We start from the raw sequence: 14,629 nt of genomic DNA, 5'->3' as shown, positions 1-14,629 counted from the left end.
TGTCGAAACCGCAGGTTTCCGCGCGCGACGCGGGCGGTGGTTAGGCTCACCTAGTTTTACGAAACAAATTACGCAACAATATTGTTGTGTTAGTCAAGGAGGTGGATTATGGCTGCAAACGACACGGAAGATCGCCGAACCCGGCAGAAGGTCTTCCAGTCGGTGCTCGACGAAGGTCCGATCACTGCTTCGTCTTTGGCCAAAGCCCTCGAGCTGACTCCCGCGGCGATCCGTCGTCACCTGGACGCGCTGGAGAGTGAGGGCCTTCTCGAGGTTCGTGAACTCGCCGGCAAACAGGCGGGCAGGGGCCGACCGGCCCGGCACTATGTGGTCACGACGGCCGGACACGATTCGGTCAGTCATTCCTACGACGAGTTGGCCGTGAACATCCTGCGCTTCATGGAGGACAAGCACGGCAGATCGGCAGTGGAGGGATTCACAGAAGACCTCGTGAACCGACTGCGGGAGCGACTCGGACCGGAACTCGAGAAGCGCGGCGGCACCACAGTGGCGTCTCGCTCACGTGCACTTGCCGCCGCACTCACACGGGAAGGGTACGCCGCCTCGGCGACCCCGGTCGCGGCTGGAACCCCGTTGGAGGCGATGCAGCTGTGCCAGGGACACTGCCCGATCCAGGCCGTGGCGACGGAGTACCCGGAGATCTGCGAAGCAGAGCTCGCGATGTTCTCCGACTACCTCGGTGTTGATGTACGGCGGCTGTCGTCGCTGGCGCAGGGCGACCATGTGTGCACCACCCACATTCCGACTTCGGAACTGACCAGACCACTCATCCACAGCAATGATCGACCTCAAGGAGGTTCACGATGACTGACACAGGAAATCGGATCATCGATGCGAATCCCGAGCTCAAAGACCTCGGGCAGTACGCATACGGTTGGCACGACGAGAACGACGCCGGCGCGACCGCGACCCGCGGCCTCAGCGAGGAAGTCGTCCGCAACATCTCGAAGCTCAAGGACGAACCAGAGTGGATGCTCAAGCGTCGACTCAAGGCTCTGCGTCTGTTCGACAAGAAGCCGATGCCGAACTGGGGCGCTGACCTCACCGGAATCGACTTCGCGGACATCAAGTACTTCGTCCGCTCCACCGAGGGACAGGCGACGTCCTGGGAGGATCTGCCTGAGGACATCCGCAACACCTATGACAAGCTCGGCATCCCCGAGGCCGAGAAGCAGCGCCTCGTCGCCGGTGTCGCCGCTCAGTACGAGTCCGAGGTCGTCTACCACCAGATCAACGAGGAGCTCGAGGCTCAGGGTGTCATCTTCATGGACACCGACACCGGCCTGCGCGAGCACCCGGAGATCTTCGAAGAGTACTTCGGGTCGATCATTCCGTCCGGTGACAACAAGTTCGCCGCTCTGAACACCGCTGTCTGGTCCGGCGGTTCCTTCGTCTACGTCCCCAAGGGCGTCCACGTCGAGATCCCGCTGCAGGCCTACTTCCGCATCAATACGGAGAACATGGGCCAGTTCGAGCGCACGCTCATCATCGCTGACGAAGGTTCCTCGGTCCACTACGTCGAGGGCTGCACCGCTCCGATCTACAAGACCGACTCCCTGCACTCGGCCGTCGTCGAGATCATCGCGAAGAAGGATGCGAAGGTCCGCTACACGACGATCCAGAACTGGTCGAACAACGTGTACAACCTCGTCACCAAGCGCGCCATCGCCGAAGAGGGCGCCTCCATGGAATGGGTCGACGGCAACATCGGCTCGAAGGTGACCATGAAGTACCCGGCCATCTGGCTGACCGGTGAGCACGCCCGCGGCGAGACGCTGTCCGTGGCCTTCGCCGGCGAGGGACAGCACCAGGACACCGGTGCGAAGATGGTCCACGCCGCTCCGCACACCCATTCGTCGATCGTGTCGAAGTCCGTGGCCCGCGGCGGCGGCCGCGCCGGCTACCGCGGACTCGTCCACGTCCACCCGGGCGCCGAAGGCTCGTCGAACAACGTCCTCTGCGACGCCCTGCTCGTAGACAACGTCTCCCGTTCGGATACGTACCCCTACATCGACATCCGCGAAGACGACGTCACACTCGGCCATGAGGCCACCGTGTCGAAGGTCAGTGAGGATCAGCTCTTCTACCTCATGTCCCGCGGCATGGAGGAGACCGAGGCGATGGCGATGATCGTGCGCGGCTTCGTCGAGCCGATCGCACGCGAACTCCCGATGGAGTACGCCCTCGAACTCAACCGCCTCATCGAACTGCAGATGGAAGGCGCGGTCGGCTGAGAACCGACCCAGCGCCCACTGCACTCAAAGGAGTAAATCTGTGACTGATACCACCAACCCGCTTGGCCTCTCGGAGCATTCGCACGGTTCCGAGGTCCAGGTGCCCGATTCGAAGCGCGATGCGCGCACGCGCAGCTTCGATGTCGCCGACTTTCCCGTGCCCACCGGCCGGGAGGAGGAATGGCGCTTCTCTCCCGTCCGCAAGTTCAGCGAGTTCTTCGAGGACACCGCCACCGAGGCGAAGCTGAAGTTCGAGTCGGATCTGCCCGCGGGCCTGTCCGTCGAGGAGATCTCGCTTGAGTCGGCTCAGGAACTGGGCATCCTCGAGCCCGAGGACCGCGCCGCGGCCGTCGCCGCCAACCGTGCCTCTGCGGTGACGCACTACTCGATCCCCGCAGACACCGAACTCGAGCGGGCCGCGATCATCCACGCCGACGGCACCGGTGAGGCACTCGGCCACGGCCATGTCGTCGTCACCGTCGGCGCGAACTCGAAGGCGACCATCGTCGTCGAACACGAGGGACTGGCCCGGTACTCCGAGCTCGTCTCCCTCGTCATCGGCGATGGTGCAGACGTGACCTTCGTTTCGCTGCAGCTGTGGGACGACGGCTCCCAGCACCTCGGTCAGCACGATGCGATCGTGGGCAAGGACGCGAAGTTCAAGCACATCCACATCACCCTCGGCGGTGACGTCGTACGCCTGAACACGAACGTGCGCTACTCGGCAGCCGGGGGAGAGGCCGAACTGCTCGGACTCTACTTCGCCGACGCCGGTCAGCACCTCGAGCACCGCACCTACATCGACCACAACACGCCGAAGGCCCAGTCGAACGTCCACTACAAGGGCGCTCTGCAGGGCAAGGACGCGCGCAGCGTGTGGATCGGCGATGTGCTCATCCGTCCCGAAGCCCTCGACATCGACACCTACGAGCTCAACCGGAACCTCATCCTCACCGATGGCGCCCGCGCCGACTCGGTGCCGAACCTCGAGATCGAGACCGGTGACATCGCCGGTGCCGGCCACGCCTCCTCGGTGGGACGCTTCGATGAGGAGCACCTGTTCTACCTCATGAGCCGCGGCATCCCCGAGGACGTCGCTCGTCAGCTCGTGGTCCGCGGATTCTTCAACGAAGTGATCCAGAAGATCCAGGTGCCCGAGATCGAAGACGTGCTCAACGAACGCATCGAGGCCGAACTGTCCCGGAGTGTTCTGTGACCATGATCGACGTGGCGGCCACCGACGAGGTGGCCCCCGGCGGCACCATGCGCATCGAGGTCGGCGAGTTCGAGATCTGCATCGCTCGCGACTCCGACGGCACGATCCACGCCATCGACGACCTGTGCACCCACGGTGAGGTGTCGCTGGCCGAAGGAGACGTCGAGGACTGCACCATCGAATGCTGGCTGCACGGCTCTCAGTTCGACCTCAACACGGGCAAGCCGGTGAATCCGCCGGCGTTCGAACCCGTCGCGGTCTATGACTGCAAAGAGATCGCCGGTCGCATCCTCGTCGACCCGAACACCACCCTGAACTGACCCAAGACCGAAGAAGAAGGATCATTATGTCCACTCTCAAGATCGAAGACCTGCACGTCGGTGTCAACACCGAAAACGGTCTCAAGCCCATCCTCAACGGCATCGACCTCGTCATCAACTCCAACGAGACCCACGCCATCATGGGCCCCAACGGCTCCGGCAAGTCGACCCTGGCCTACGCCCTGGCCGGCCACCCCAAGTACGAAGTGACCTCCGGTTCGGTCACCCTCGACGGTGAGGACGTCCTCGAGATGTCCGTCGACGAGCGTGCCAAGGCCGGACTGTTCCTGGCCATGCAGTACCCCGTCGAGGTTCCCGGCGTGACCGTGACGAACTTCCTCCGTTCGGCCAAGACCGCCATCGACGGTGAGGCTCCGAAGCTGCGCAACTGGACCAAGGACCTCAAGCAGGCCATGGAGAACCTCCGTGTGGATCCCGCCTTCGCCTCGCGCAACGTCAACGAAGGCTTCTCCGGCGGCGAGAAGAAGCGTCACGAGATCCTGCAGCTCGAGATGCTCAAGCCGAAGTTCGCCGTACTCGACGAGACCGACTCCGGCCTCGACGTCGACGCGCTGCGCATCGTGTCCGAAGGCGTCAACCGCGTCAAGGACGCTACTGACGTCGGCATCATGCTCATCACCCACTACACGCGCATCCTCAACTACATCAAGCCCGATCACGTCCACGTGATCATCAAGGGCAAGGTGGCCGAGGAAGGCGGACCGGAACTGGCCGAACGCCTCGAGAACGAAGGCTACGACCGCTTCTTCACCGCCGGCGTCTGATGTTCTCACGTCTGAGGGGCGACTTCCCGATCCTCGATGTGAGGGTCGGGGAGTCGCCGCTGTCGTATCTCGACTCGGGAGCGACATCGCAGAAGCCGCAGTGCGTCATCGACACCTTCGTCGAGTACTTCCAGCAGCGCAACGCCGCCGTTCACCGAGGCGCGCACTCCCTGGCCGTCGAGGCCACCGACGCCTTCGAGAACGGTCGGATCGCCGCTGCCGGACTCGTCGGCGGGGCACCGGAACAGGTGTGCTGGACGAAGAACGCGACCGAGGCGCTCAACATCGTGGCCCTCGGCATCGATCGGGCCAGCCATGGCTTCGGGGGAGACGACGCAGAGCGTTTCGCCCTCGCCCCCGGTGACTCGATCGTCGTCACCGAGATGGAGCACCATGCGAATCTCGTGCCGTGGCAGCAGCTGGCTGCCTCCACAGGAGCACAGCTGCGCTGGCTGCCGGTCACCGACTCCGGTGAACTCGATCTGACCGATCTCGACACGATCGTCGACGAATCGACGAAGGTGCTCGCGTTCACGCACGTCTCCAACGTCCTCGGCACGATCAACCCCGTCCACCGCCTCGTGGAACGGGCCCGCGCCGTCGGAGCCTACGTCGTGCTCGACGCCTGCCAGTCCGTTCCGCATATGCCCGTGGACTTCGTCGACCTCGACGTCGACTTCGCCGCTTTCTCCGCTCATAAGGCACTCGGCCCCACCGGTCTGGGTGTGCTGTGGGGCAAGTCCGAACTGCTCGACGCTCTGCCGCCGGTGCTCACCGGCGGATCCATGATCACCACGGTGACCATGGAGGAGACCGAGTTCATGCCCGCTCCGCAGCGGTTCGAGGCCGGCACTCAGCCGGTCGCCGAGGTGGCGGCTTTCGCGACAGCGATCGGATACCTCACCGAGGTGGGGCTGGACAATGTTCTCGAGCATGAGAAGGAACTCGCCCGAGTCCTCCTCGACGGGATCGGCCAGATCCCCGGAATCCGCATCCTCGGCGAGGCCGAAGACCGGATCGGAACCGTGGCCTTCGACGTCGACGGTGTGCACGCCCACGATGTCGGACAGTATCTCGACTCGCAGGGCATCGCCGTGCGGGTGGGCCACCACTGCGCTCAGCCGCTGCACCGCCGCTTCGGGGTCACCGCCTCGACGCGGGCGAGCACGTACCTATACAACAACGTCGAAGACTGCACCCGCTTTCTCACCGCTCTGGCGGAAGTGCGGCCCTTCTTCGGAGTCGCCTGAGGAGGGGAGCGATCCGATGAGCACACAGATGCAGCAGCTCTACCAGCAGGTCATCCTCGACCAGTCGCGGGCACGCATCGGCAACACCGAACTGCTCCGTGACGCTGCAGAGTCACCGCACGGGTATTCGCACCAGGTGAACCCGACGTGCGGCGATGAGATCGAGCTCGAGACCGAACTGCGTGAGGACGGCACGATCGAGGTGCGGTGGACCGGAGACGGCTGTTCGATCTCGATGGCCTCGGCCTCGGTACTGTCGGAGCTGGCCGCCGAATCCTCCGTCGCGCAGATGCTCGAGATCGAAGGCGCGTTCCACGAACTCATGCATTCCCGTGGGACAATGGAAGCGGATGAGTCAATTCTCGGGGACGCCGCGGCGTTCACCGGAGTGTCGAAGTTCCCCGCCAGGATCAAATGCGCTCTCCTGGCATGGATGGCGTTCAAGGACGCACTCAACCAAGCACAAGCAGCTCGTGAGGAGAAACACAATGCCTGAAGTCATTGACGCACCGCAGAATGCCAGCGTCGACGAAGTGCGCGAGGCGATGATGGACGTCGTCGATCCCGAGCTCGGTGTCAACATCGTCGATCTCGGCCTCGTGTACGGACTCTCGGTCGAAGACGACGGCACCGCCGTGATCGAGATGACCCTGACCTCGGCGGCCTGCCCACTGACCGACGTCATCGAGGACCAGACCGCACAGTCCCTCGAGGGAATCGTGCCGGCCTACCGGATCAACTGGGTCTGGATGCCGCCATGGGGCCCGGAGAAGATCACCGAGGACGGCCGCGAACAGATGCGGGCGCTCGGCTTCAACATCTGATCCGACACCGACGACGTTCGGTTGTCCGTGTCTCTCGGGGACGCGGACGAACACCATCGCCGAGGCGGGGCGACCTGAGAAGGTCAGCCCCGCCTCGGCGATCGTCGTCCGATCCGGCACTCGTCTTCGGGCAGGGTCGCGGAGATCACCGCCCCGCGGACCGAGAACCCGAGAGCGGCGTGAAAGAATGGAATCCGACTTTCCAAGGAGAACCATTGACGATCATCGCTGCCGCCGACGGATCCGCGCTCGGCAACCCGGGGCCCGCCGGGTGGGCCTGGTACATCGACGACACCTCCTGGCACGCCGGCGGGTGGAAGAACGCGACGAACAACCGCGGTGAGCTCATGGCCGTCCTCGACCTGCTCCGGTCGACCGCGGACAGCGACGACGAGCTGAAGATATACTGTGATTCGCAGTACGTCATCAACGCCCTGACCAAATGGATGCCGGGGTGGAAACGCAAAGGGTGGAAGAAAGCCGATGGAAAAGAAGTCCTCAACAAGGACCTCTTAGCGTCTCTCGATGAGGCACTGAGCGGGCGGACTGTCGAGTTCGAGTGGGTCAAGGGACACAACAACCACGAACTCAATGAGGCTGCCGATGTTCGCGCACGTGCGGCTGCCACAGCTTTCCAGAAGGGCACGCCCGTGCCGGAAGGCCCCGGATACGTCCCCGCGGGGACGTCGACCGCGACGGCCGACGACGAACCGGCAGACAACCCGACGGAACCTGTTGCTCAGGACGATGTTTCCGTCGAGCCCGTGACCGCAGCAGCCGGGCCGAACACCACTGTCGTATCCTGCCGTGTGCCGTCCTCTGTCGCAGATGAACTCGTCGCCCGGGCTCAGGCCCGCGGCATCCACCCCCAAGAATTTCTGGCCGAACTCATCGGCCGCAGTTTGGAGAGAGAATGATTCAGGCCTCCGGCCTCGAAGTCGCCGTCGGCGCCCGCACCCTCATGTCCGAGGTGTCCTTCCGTGTCGACAAGGGCGACCGAGTCGGTCTCGTCGGCCGCAACGGCGCCGGCAAGACGACCCTGACCAAGGTGATCATGGGCGGACACACTGCCCAATCCGGATCCGTGTCGATCTCCGGCACCGTCGGCTACCTGCCGCAGGATCCGCGCAGCGGTGACCTCACTGCCACCGGAATGGAACGCATCCTCTCGGTGCGTGACCTCGACGTCCTCGTCAAGCGTCTGCGCAAGGCCGAACGGCAGATGGCCTCACCGGACGAGAAGGTGGCGACGAAGGCCATCGACCGCTACCCGCGCATCGAAGCGGAGTTCATCGCCGCCGGTGGTTACGCCGCCGAATCCGAAGCCTTCGCGATCGCCGCGAACCTCGGCCTCGACGAGGCACTGATCAGCCAGGAGATCGGGACGCTCTCCGGCGGTCAGCGTCGCCGTGTGGAACTCGCCCGGATCCTGTTCTCGGCCCCGGATACGATGATCCTCGACGAGCCGACGAACCACCTCGACGCCGAATCCGTGCTGTGGCTGCGCGACCACCTCAAGGCCTACTCCGGTGGCCTGATCATCATCAGCCACGACCTCGATCTCATCGACGAAGTGGTCAACAAGGTCTTCTTCCTCGACGCCACCCGTCAGACCATCGACATATATTCGATGGGCTACCGGCTGTACCTCAAACAGCGTGAGGACGATGAGCGGCGTCGCCGCCGCGAACGTGCCAATGCCGAGAAGAAGGCCGCGGCGCTCAACGCTCAGGCGAACAAGATGATGGCGAAGGCGACGAAGACCGTCGCCGCCCAGCAGATGGCCAAGCGCGCCGACCGTCTGCTCGCCGGGCTCGAGGACGAACGCGCCACGGAGAAGGTCGCGAATCTGCGCTTCCCGGCCCCAGCCGACTGCGGACGTGTGCCGCTGACGGCCGAGGGACTCTCTCGCAGCTTCGGTTCGACCGAGGTGTTCACCGGTGTCGATCTCGCCATCGACAAGGGCACACGAGTCGTCGTACTCGGCTACAACGGCGCCGGAAAGACGACGCTGCTGCGTCTGCTCGCCGGGCTCGACGATCCCGACTCCGGAGAAGTCGTGCCCGGACACGGCCTCAAGCTGGGCTACTATGCGCAGGAGCATGAGACCCTCGACCTCGAGCGCACAGTGCTGGAGAACATGTCGCGGAACTCTCCGCATCTCGATGACACCGCGGTGCGCAATGTGCTCGGTTCGTTCCTCTTCAGTGGTGACGATGTGCACAAACCTGCCGGGGTGCTCTCCGGCGGTGAGAAGACGCGTCTGGCTCTCGCGACCCTCGTGGTCTCGAGTGCGAACGTGCTGCTGCTCGACGAGCCGACGAACAACCTCGATCCGGCCTCTCGCGAGGAGATCCTCTCGGCGATCCGCCGCTATGAAGGTGCGATCGTGCTCGTCACCCACGATGAGGGTGCTGTGTCCGCGCTCGACCCCGACCGTGTGCTCCTGCTGCCCGACGGCGACGAAGACCTGTGGAACGACACGTACCTCGATCTCGTCACGCTCGCCTGAGCCGGCTCATCGCACTCGGCTGAGCCGGTCGGCCTCAGTCGGCTGATCGGCTCACTGAGAGCGGAAGCGCTCCTCGAACAGGGCATCCTCATCGGCTTCGGCCTGCCCGCGCACGGTGGGCGAGGCCCAGCGGTTGCGGCCATAGCGGCTGCCGGGCTGACTGATCTTCGCACCAGCGTCGAGGGCGGCCTTGTCGATGACGACCAATTCGTGGTCGGCAGCGCCATGCTCGACCGCCTCGGCGGCGGCCTTGCGCTCACGACGGGCCGAGATGACCACGGCGATGATGATCATGATTCCGAAGGCGAACCACTGGAGCATATAGGACAGGTGGTTGCCCGGATCGAGCTCGGGCATCGGCAGCGGGGTCAGTCCTTCCTCTGGGTAGCCGCCTGTCTCGGCCGGTGAGGCCTCGACGTAGACGTGCGAATAGGCATCGTCCATTCCCGGAATGCGCGCGGGATCGATGGCTTTGATGAGTCCCTTCGGGTTCTCATCCTCGGATCCGTCCTGAGCAGGACGCAGATGGGCGACCACGGTCTGCTCACCCCGTGGAGCGGGCGGCACGGAATCCTGTTCGGCGGTGAAGCCGCGGACGACGGCGATCGTCGAACCGCCGGTGATCTCGAACGGAGTCACCACATAGAAGCCGGGTTTGTCTTCGACCGTGCGGTTGCGTGCGAGGACGGTGTCCTCGTCGGAGAACTCTCCGCTCAGTTCCACCTGGGTCCACTCATCGGTGGTCTCCAGCGTCGAATTCGGTGTCGAGAGCACCGAGGTGATGTCGACGGGGTCGGCGGAGTAGTTCGCGGTGATCGTCGCGATCTCCTGCTCCCGCTGATCGCGGCGGTCCTTCTGCCACAGGGCGAGGAACACGCAGGCGATGATGACGATGATCGCCATGGCGATGTATTTGAGCCAGCGTGCGGAGAAGAGGAAGGAATAGCGGCTCAACCTGCGTCCTCCGGAATCTCGTCGACGGAGACGTCGGTGATGAAGAAGTCGCGCAGAGTCAGGAAGTCACGCAGATAGTCGAGGTGCTCATCACAGGCCAACCACGTCTTCTTCCGCTCGGGAGTGTGGACGCGGGGATTGTTCCACAGCAGGGCGCGGGTCGCGAACGCCCGGCATTCCTTCGCGGAACACTGCAGCTGCTCGCTCAAGCCTGGTCCCTCCTGTCCTCGTCGTTGTCGTCGACGGTCTCATCTTGGACGGTTTCGCCCGGGATGGTCTCGCCCTGGATCGTTTCGCGCTGGTGATCCGCACCTGGATCGGTCTCGTCAGGGGCGCCGCCTCGGGGATCTGCATCGTCGACCGTCTCGTCACCGACCGTCTCCCCCCTGAGGGTGTCGCCGGAGATCGTCTCACCTCGCGCCGGCGGCAGCTCTGTCAGCGGGGCCTGTTCGAGCAGCGCGGAACGATCATCTCGGGTGCGTTCGCGGCCCGCATTGGCGAAGATGACCGCAGGGTAGGGGAGGACGACCGCACCGGCCACGCAGATCCACATGAGGATGTGCATCTCTGCGACGAAAGCGAAATAGGCGGCCACGAAGCAGACCGTCCTGATGCCCATCGTGATCGAATACTTGATGATCCGAGACCGCATATCGTCATCAAGGGCGGTGTCTGCCGTTGTGATCTGCTGAGCGTGCCTGACCATATCCTTCTTCGATCGATGACTGCCAAACATGATACTCGTCCTTTGTGAGAGTCATATCCATCGGCCAAAGGACAGGATAGGTTTGTCCACGATAGATTTGAAGAACACAGTCGATCAACAGGAGACCAACGTGTCAGAACCACGCACAGTCCTCGTCACCGGCGGCAACCGCGGAATCGGTCGCACCATCGCCGAGGAATTCCTCGCCCAGGGGGACAAGGTGGCAGTCACCTCCCGCAACGGTCAGGCCCCGGAGGGAGCGCTGGCCGTGGCCGCCGATGTCACCGACAGCGAATCGATCGATCGGGCGTTCACCGAGATCGAGGAGAAGCTCGGTCCCGTCGAGGTCGTCGTGGCCAACGCCGGAATCACCGCCGACAATCTGCTCATGCGGATGAACGATGACGAATTCGAGTCCGTCATCAACACGAACCTCACCGGTGCCTTCCGCACCGTCAAGCGCGGAATCACCGGGATGATCCGCGCGAAGAAAGGCCGCATCGTCCTCATCTCCTCCGTGTCGGGTCTCTACGGCGTGCCCGGTCAGGCGAACTACTCGGCCTCGAAGGCCGGCCTCGTCGGCTTCGCCCGTTCCATCACCCGTGAGGTCGGCTCCCGCGGAATCACCGCCAATGTCGTCGCCCCGGGCTTCATCCGCACGGATATGACCGATGAGCTCAGCGAGAAGCAGCAGAAGGAGTACCTCGCCACCATCCCGGCCAAGCGATTCGCCGAACCCGGTGAGGTCGCCAAGGTCGTCCGCTGGATGGCCTCCGATGAAGCCGCTTACATCTCCGGTGCCGTCATCCCCGTCGACGGCGGACTTGGCATGGGCCACTGACTCCGACGGCGCTGGGCCGGTCACAACCGGATCCTGGGCCGCAGACGATGCGGCCCCGCCGGGCCGCAGCCCGTAGACTTCGATACAGAGACACCGCCCGAAGCGGCGTCATGCACACGCAACCACCTTCCTTTCGAAAGGACCACCATGGGAATTCTTGACGGAAAGCGCATCCTCGTCACCGGCGTGCTCACCGAGGCGTCGATCGCCTTCGCCGCTGCCCGCATCGCACAGGAGCAGGGAGCCGAGGTCATCCTCTCGAGCTTCGGCCGCCAGATGAAGATCACTCAGGTGATCGCCGAACGCCTGCCCGAGACCCCGCAGGTCATCGAACTCGACGCCACGAACGAAGAGGATCTCGCGGCCCTGCCCGAGCGCCTCGGCGGCAACATCGACGGAATCGTCCACGCCATCGCCTTCGCTCCGAAGGACGCCCTCGGCGGAGTCTTCCTCGACACGCCTTGGGACTCCGTGTCCGCGGCCATCCACGTCTCCGCATACTCGCTCAAGGCCATCGCCGTGGCCGCGAAGCCCGTGCTGAACAAGGGCGCCGGAATCGTCGGACTGACCTTCGATGCGACCATCTCCTGGCCGGTCTACGACTGGATGGGTGTGGCCAAGGCCGCCTTCGAATCGACCGCCCGCTACCTCGCCAAGTACGTCGGCGAAGACGGCGTGCGCGTCAACCTCGTCTCGGCCGGACCGCTGAAGACCACCGCCGCAACTTCCATCCCCGGCTTCGGAACGCTTGAAGACATGTGGGGCGACCGCGCACCCCTGGGCTGGGACCAGAAGGACACCACTCCTGCCGGCAAGGCCATCGTCGCCCTGCTCTCCGACTGGTTCCCCGCCACCACCGGCGAGATGATCCACGTCGACGGCGGATTCCACTCCACAGGCGCCTGAGATCACTCATGCCTGTGCTCATCCTCGCCCGCCACGCCAAGGCGGAAGCGCACGGTCCGACCGACTTCGAACGGTCCCTGGATGCGAAGGGTCTGGCTCAAGCGGTCGAGGCTGGGGCCGAGATCGCCGAGCGCTGGTCACCCGATGTGGCCATCGCCTCGGCGGCCAGGCGCACCGTGCAGACCGGACAGGCCGTCGTCGAAGCCGTCAACCGCGCTCACGGAGGAACTCTCGACGAACCGGGTGACCTGACCCTGCGCGAGGATCCCTCGCTGTATTCCGGGTCCGTCGACGACTGGTTGGATGCGATCAACTCGATTCCTGCGGATGCGCAGTGCGCGTACATCGTGGGCCATCAGCCGACCGTCGCCGAGGTGGTCGGCCACCTCGATCCGGAAGGAGGGGTTCCCGATACCTTCCGTCCCTCGTCGATCGCGGTCTTCGACCTCGAGAGCTGGGACGTGGAGCCGGGCCACTACCCGACTCCGCAGATCCGGGTCTTCCACGGAGTCTGAACGCACCGCCTGAACGACGCGATCTGCCGACAACACGCCTGTGGCGCTGACGAAAAAATCGTCAGCGCCACAGGCGTCTTCGGTCAGTCAGCGGTCAATGGCGCCGGTGACACACCCTGGGAGGGATCGCTCACACGTCTGCACGCGCAGCGACCAGGTCGATGACGGCTCGCAGGTCGCGTGTCTCCACGGACGCGTCCGCTGCGGCGACGAGGGCCGGTTTCGCACAGAAGGCGATTCCGAGACCGGCGGCTTCGACCATGCCGATGTCATTGGCGCCGTCACCGATCGCCACCGAGGCGGCACGATCGTATCCGCCGGCTGCGAGCAGATCCTCGAAGATCTCGGCCTTGGCGCTCGGGTCGATGACACGGCCGTTCGTCCGCCCGGTCAGCAGCCCGTCATGGATGTCGAGTCCGTTGGCGAAGACGTCGGTGATGCCCAGCTGTGCGGCGACGGGAGCGATGATGGCGGTGAAGCCGCCCGACACCAGCGCCACCTGGCCGCCGGAGGAGTGCACTGCCGCGACCAGGTCGGCGGCTCCCTCGGTGAGGGTGATCTGCTCTCGCACCTCATCGAGCACGGTCTCCGGCAGCCCGCTCAGCAGGGCGACCCGTTCGGCGAGGGATTCGGTGAAGTCGAGCTCACCGGCCATGGCGCGTTCGGTGATGTCGGCGACCTTGTCCCCGACCTCGGCATGGGCGGCGATGAGGTCGATGACCTCTTCGTTGATGAACGTCGAGTCGACGTCCATGACGAGCAGTTGGACGGGGATCTGGGAGGCGGTGGCCTGAGGCGTCTCATTCACCCCTTCATCGTAGCCACTGCCATGATGTAGTCCGCGGCGGCGGGGTGCAGCTGAGACAGCAGCGCACCGAACTCGGGTGGGGCGACCGTCGCAGGGGCGAGCACGGTGCGCATCCGGTGGTGGATGTCGAGGGCGGCGTAGATCGCACGGGAATCCGCCTCGGTGGGGATGAGCCGCGAGATCGGGTGCATCGTCGACAGCTCCTCCTGCCAGTCACGCCACGGCCCCTGCCGCCAGTCCTCGGGAACGTCGATGGTCTCGATGAGACGCAGGCCCTCCATCACCAGCAGGCGCAGACGCCGCAGCGCCTCGGGGGCGGACCCGACCGTGACGGGGCGGAAGACGGTGGGCGCACAGGCGATGATCTCGACGTTCGCTTCGGCGCCGATGAGGGCGATCGCTGCCTGCTCGTCGCCGCGATGGAGGACGACGGGGGCGGTGTGGCGTCCGACTTTCGTCCGGGCGGTGCGATCGACCGGGGGAGTCGTATGCGGCAGGGACGGGTGGTGCAGTGCCAAACGCGCATGTGTGATTCCGGCGGCGGCCGCTACGGCTGCGAAGAGCAGCAGACCGGTGGGAACGACCGAGTCGAAGACCTCATCAGAGACGATGAGAGGAACATCACGATCGTCGTCGAGGAATGCAGAAGTCACCTCGTCAGGGGGCAGGGTCGAGCGCAGACGGTGGTTGAGGGCCAGGGTCAGCAGCAGTGAGTCGGTCGTGAGGTCCATGTCGAA

Annotated in this window: 18 protein-coding genes; 13 read left to right on the top strand and 5 right to left on the bottom strand. The window is 64.5% G+C overall.

Annotated elements, in window-relative coordinates:
* Positions 1 to 108 precede the first annotated feature (108 nt).
* The 10 genes from D3I60_RS12505 (at position 109) to D3I60_RS12460 (ending at position 9,162) form a co-directional block, all read left to right on the top strand.
* Positions 109 to 828, top strand: coding sequence for a helix-turn-helix transcriptional regulator (locus D3I60_RS12505; RefSeq protein WP_262776635.1), 720 nt, complete (start codon positions 109 to 111; stop codon positions 826 to 828).
* On the top strand, positions 825 to 2,255 hold the full coding sequence (gene sufB, locus D3I60_RS12500) for a Fe-S cluster assembly protein SufB (RefSeq protein WP_039207512.1): 1,431 nt from the start codon (positions 825 to 827) through the stop codon (positions 2,253 to 2,255). The genes D3I60_RS12505 and sufB overlap by 4 nt, the downstream gene beginning before the upstream one ends.
* Positions 2,256 to 2,295: 40 nt before the next feature.
* Positions 2,296 to 3,471, top strand: a complete 1,176-nt coding sequence (sufD, locus tag D3I60_RS12495; protein ID WP_262776634.1) for a Fe-S cluster assembly protein SufD — start codon at positions 2,296 to 2,298, stop codon at positions 3,469 to 3,471.
* The gene (locus D3I60_RS12490; protein ID WP_440588575.1) at positions 3,468 to 3,791 is read left to right on the top strand and encodes a non-heme iron oxygenase ferredoxin subunit; all 324 of its coding nucleotides are present in this window, start codon (positions 3,468 to 3,470) and stop codon (positions 3,789 to 3,791) included. The genes sufD and D3I60_RS12490 overlap by 4 nt, the downstream gene beginning before the upstream one ends.
* 26 nt (positions 3,792 to 3,817) lie before the next feature.
* Positions 3,818 to 4,576 carry a Fe-S cluster assembly ATPase SufC gene (sufC, locus tag D3I60_RS12485; protein ID WP_262776633.1) on the top strand — a complete coding sequence of 253 codons (759 nt, stop codon included), beginning with the start codon at positions 3,818 to 3,820 and terminating at the stop codon, positions 4,574 to 4,576.
* Complete coding sequence (locus D3I60_RS12480) at positions 4,576 to 5,826, top strand: SufS family cysteine desulfurase (RefSeq protein WP_262776632.1); 1,251 nt, start codon at positions 4,576 to 4,578, stop codon at positions 5,824 to 5,826. The genes sufC and D3I60_RS12480 overlap by 1 nt, the downstream gene beginning before the upstream one ends.
* Before the next feature lie 16 nt (positions 5,827 to 5,842).
* Complete coding sequence (gene sufU / locus D3I60_RS12475) at positions 5,843 to 6,322, top strand: Fe-S cluster assembly sulfur transfer protein SufU (RefSeq protein WP_262776631.1); 480 nt, start codon at positions 5,843 to 5,845, stop codon at positions 6,320 to 6,322.
* Positions 6,315 to 6,650: a metal-sulfur cluster assembly factor gene (locus D3I60_RS12470; protein WP_025778421.1), complete on the top strand. Its 336-nt coding sequence runs from the start codon at positions 6,315 to 6,317 to the stop codon at positions 6,648 to 6,650. Before sufU ends, D3I60_RS12470 begins: the two co-directional genes overlap by 8 nt.
* Positions 6,651 to 6,865: 215 nt before the next feature.
* Positions 6,866 to 7,567, top strand: coding sequence for a ribonuclease H family protein (locus tag D3I60_RS12465; protein WP_262776630.1), 702 nt, complete (start codon positions 6,866 to 6,868; stop codon positions 7,565 to 7,567).
* The gene (locus D3I60_RS12460; RefSeq protein WP_262776629.1) at positions 7,564 to 9,162 is read left to right on the top strand and encodes an ABC-F family ATP-binding cassette domain-containing protein; all 1,599 of its coding nucleotides are present in this window, start codon (positions 7,564 to 7,566) and stop codon (positions 9,160 to 9,162) included. The genes D3I60_RS12465 and D3I60_RS12460 overlap by 4 nt, the downstream gene beginning before the upstream one ends.
* Positions 9,163 to 9,213: 51 nt before the next feature.
* On the opposite strand, the gene D3I60_RS12455 is transcribed toward D3I60_RS12460, so the two are convergent.
* Genes D3I60_RS12455 through D3I60_RS12445 form a run of 3 tightly spaced genes read right to left on the bottom strand, consistent with a single transcriptional unit; the run spans position 9,214 to position 10,852 of the window.
* On the bottom strand, positions 9,214 to 10,116 hold the full coding sequence (locus D3I60_RS12455; protein WP_262776628.1) for an SURF1 family cytochrome oxidase biogenesis protein: 903 nt from the start codon (positions 10,114 to 10,116) through the stop codon (positions 9,214 to 9,216).
* Positions 10,113 to 10,325 carry a hypothetical protein gene (locus D3I60_RS12450; RefSeq protein WP_101544269.1) on the bottom strand — a complete coding sequence of 71 codons (213 nt, stop codon included), beginning with the start codon at positions 10,323 to 10,325 and terminating at the stop codon, positions 10,113 to 10,115. Before D3I60_RS12450 ends, D3I60_RS12455 begins: the two co-directional genes overlap by 4 nt.
* The gene (locus D3I60_RS12445) at positions 10,322 to 10,852 is read right to left on the bottom strand and encodes a DUF3099 domain-containing protein (RefSeq protein WP_262776627.1); all 531 of its coding nucleotides are present in this window, start codon (positions 10,850 to 10,852) and stop codon (positions 10,322 to 10,324) included. The genes D3I60_RS12450 and D3I60_RS12445 overlap by 4 nt, the downstream gene beginning before the upstream one ends.
* A gap of 100 nt (positions 10,853 to 10,952) precedes the next feature.
* Here D3I60_RS12445 and D3I60_RS12440 point away from each other — a divergent pair, with 100 nt between their 5' ends.
* From D3I60_RS12440 to D3I60_RS12430, 3 genes are all read left to right on the top strand, one after another.
* Entirely contained in the window at positions 10,953 to 11,663 is a 711-nt protein-coding gene (locus D3I60_RS12440) for a beta-ketoacyl-ACP reductase (RefSeq protein ID WP_139467272.1), read from the top strand.
* A gap of 147 nt (positions 11,664 to 11,810) precedes the next feature.
* Positions 11,811 to 12,569 carry an enoyl-ACP reductase FabI gene (gene fabI / locus D3I60_RS12435; RefSeq protein ID WP_101544266.1) on the top strand — a complete coding sequence of 253 codons (759 nt, stop codon included), beginning with the start codon at positions 11,811 to 11,813 and terminating at the stop codon, positions 12,567 to 12,569.
* A gap of 8 nt (positions 12,570 to 12,577) precedes the next feature.
* Positions 12,578 to 13,084, top strand: coding sequence for a SixA phosphatase family protein (locus tag D3I60_RS12430; RefSeq protein ID WP_262776626.1), 507 nt, complete (start codon positions 12,578 to 12,580; stop codon positions 13,082 to 13,084).
* Between the two features lie 130 nt (positions 13,085 to 13,214).
* On the opposite strand, the gene serB is transcribed toward D3I60_RS12430, so the two are convergent.
* Both serB and D3I60_RS12420 read right to left on the bottom strand, forming a co-directional pair.
* Positions 13,215 to 13,892, bottom strand: a complete 678-nt coding sequence (serB, locus tag D3I60_RS12425) for a phosphoserine phosphatase SerB (RefSeq protein WP_262776625.1) — start codon at positions 13,890 to 13,892, stop codon at positions 13,215 to 13,217.
* Positions 13,889 to 14,623: a hypothetical protein gene (locus tag D3I60_RS12420; RefSeq protein WP_262776624.1), complete on the bottom strand. Its 735-nt coding sequence runs from the start codon at positions 14,621 to 14,623 to the stop codon at positions 13,889 to 13,891. Before D3I60_RS12420 ends, serB begins: the two co-directional genes overlap by 4 nt.
* Positions 14,624 to 14,629 lie beyond the last annotated feature (6 nt).

It is taken from the genome of Brevibacterium permense (assembly GCF_025506275.1).
Classification (GTDB): domain Bacteria; phylum Actinomycetota; class Actinomycetes; order Actinomycetales; family Brevibacteriaceae; genus Brevibacterium; species Brevibacterium permense_A.
Note: the sequence above shows the minus strand (reverse complement) of the source record. Positions and strands in the feature narration are given on the sequence as shown.

Coding starts and splice junctions, on each gene's coding strand:
- D3I60_RS12505 (WP_262776635.1), top strand. CDS start 109: ATGGCTGCAAACGACACGGAAGATCGCCGAACCCGGCAGAAGGTCTTC.
- D3I60_RS12445 (WP_262776627.1), bottom strand. CDS start 10,852: ATGTTTGGCAGTCATCGATCGAAGAAGGATATGGTCAGGCACGCTCAG.
- D3I60_RS12480 (WP_262776632.1), top strand. CDS start 4,576: ATGTTCTCACGTCTGAGGGGCGACTTCCCGATCCTCGATGTGAGGGTC.
- D3I60_RS12460 (WP_262776629.1), top strand. CDS start 7,564: ATGATTCAGGCCTCCGGCCTCGAAGTCGCCGTCGGCGCCCGCACCCTC.
- D3I60_RS12470 (WP_025778421.1), top strand. CDS start 6,315: ATGCCTGAAGTCATTGACGCACCGCAGAATGCCAGCGTCGACGAAGTG.
- sufC (WP_262776633.1), top strand. CDS start 3,818: ATGTCCACTCTCAAGATCGAAGACCTGCACGTCGGTGTCAACACCGAA.
- sufB (WP_039207512.1), top strand. CDS start 825: ATGACTGACACAGGAAATCGGATCATCGATGCGAATCCCGAGCTCAAA.
- fabI (WP_101544266.1), top strand. CDS start 11,811: ATGGGAATTCTTGACGGAAAGCGCATCCTCGTCACCGGCGTGCTCACC.
- D3I60_RS12430 (WP_262776626.1), top strand. CDS start 12,578: ATGCCTGTGCTCATCCTCGCCCGCCACGCCAAGGCGGAAGCGCACGGT.
- sufU (WP_262776631.1), top strand. CDS start 5,843: ATGAGCACACAGATGCAGCAGCTCTACCAGCAGGTCATCCTCGACCAG.
- D3I60_RS12420 (WP_262776624.1), bottom strand. CDS start 14,623: ATGGACCTCACGACCGACTCACTGCTGCTGACCCTGGCCCTCAACCAC.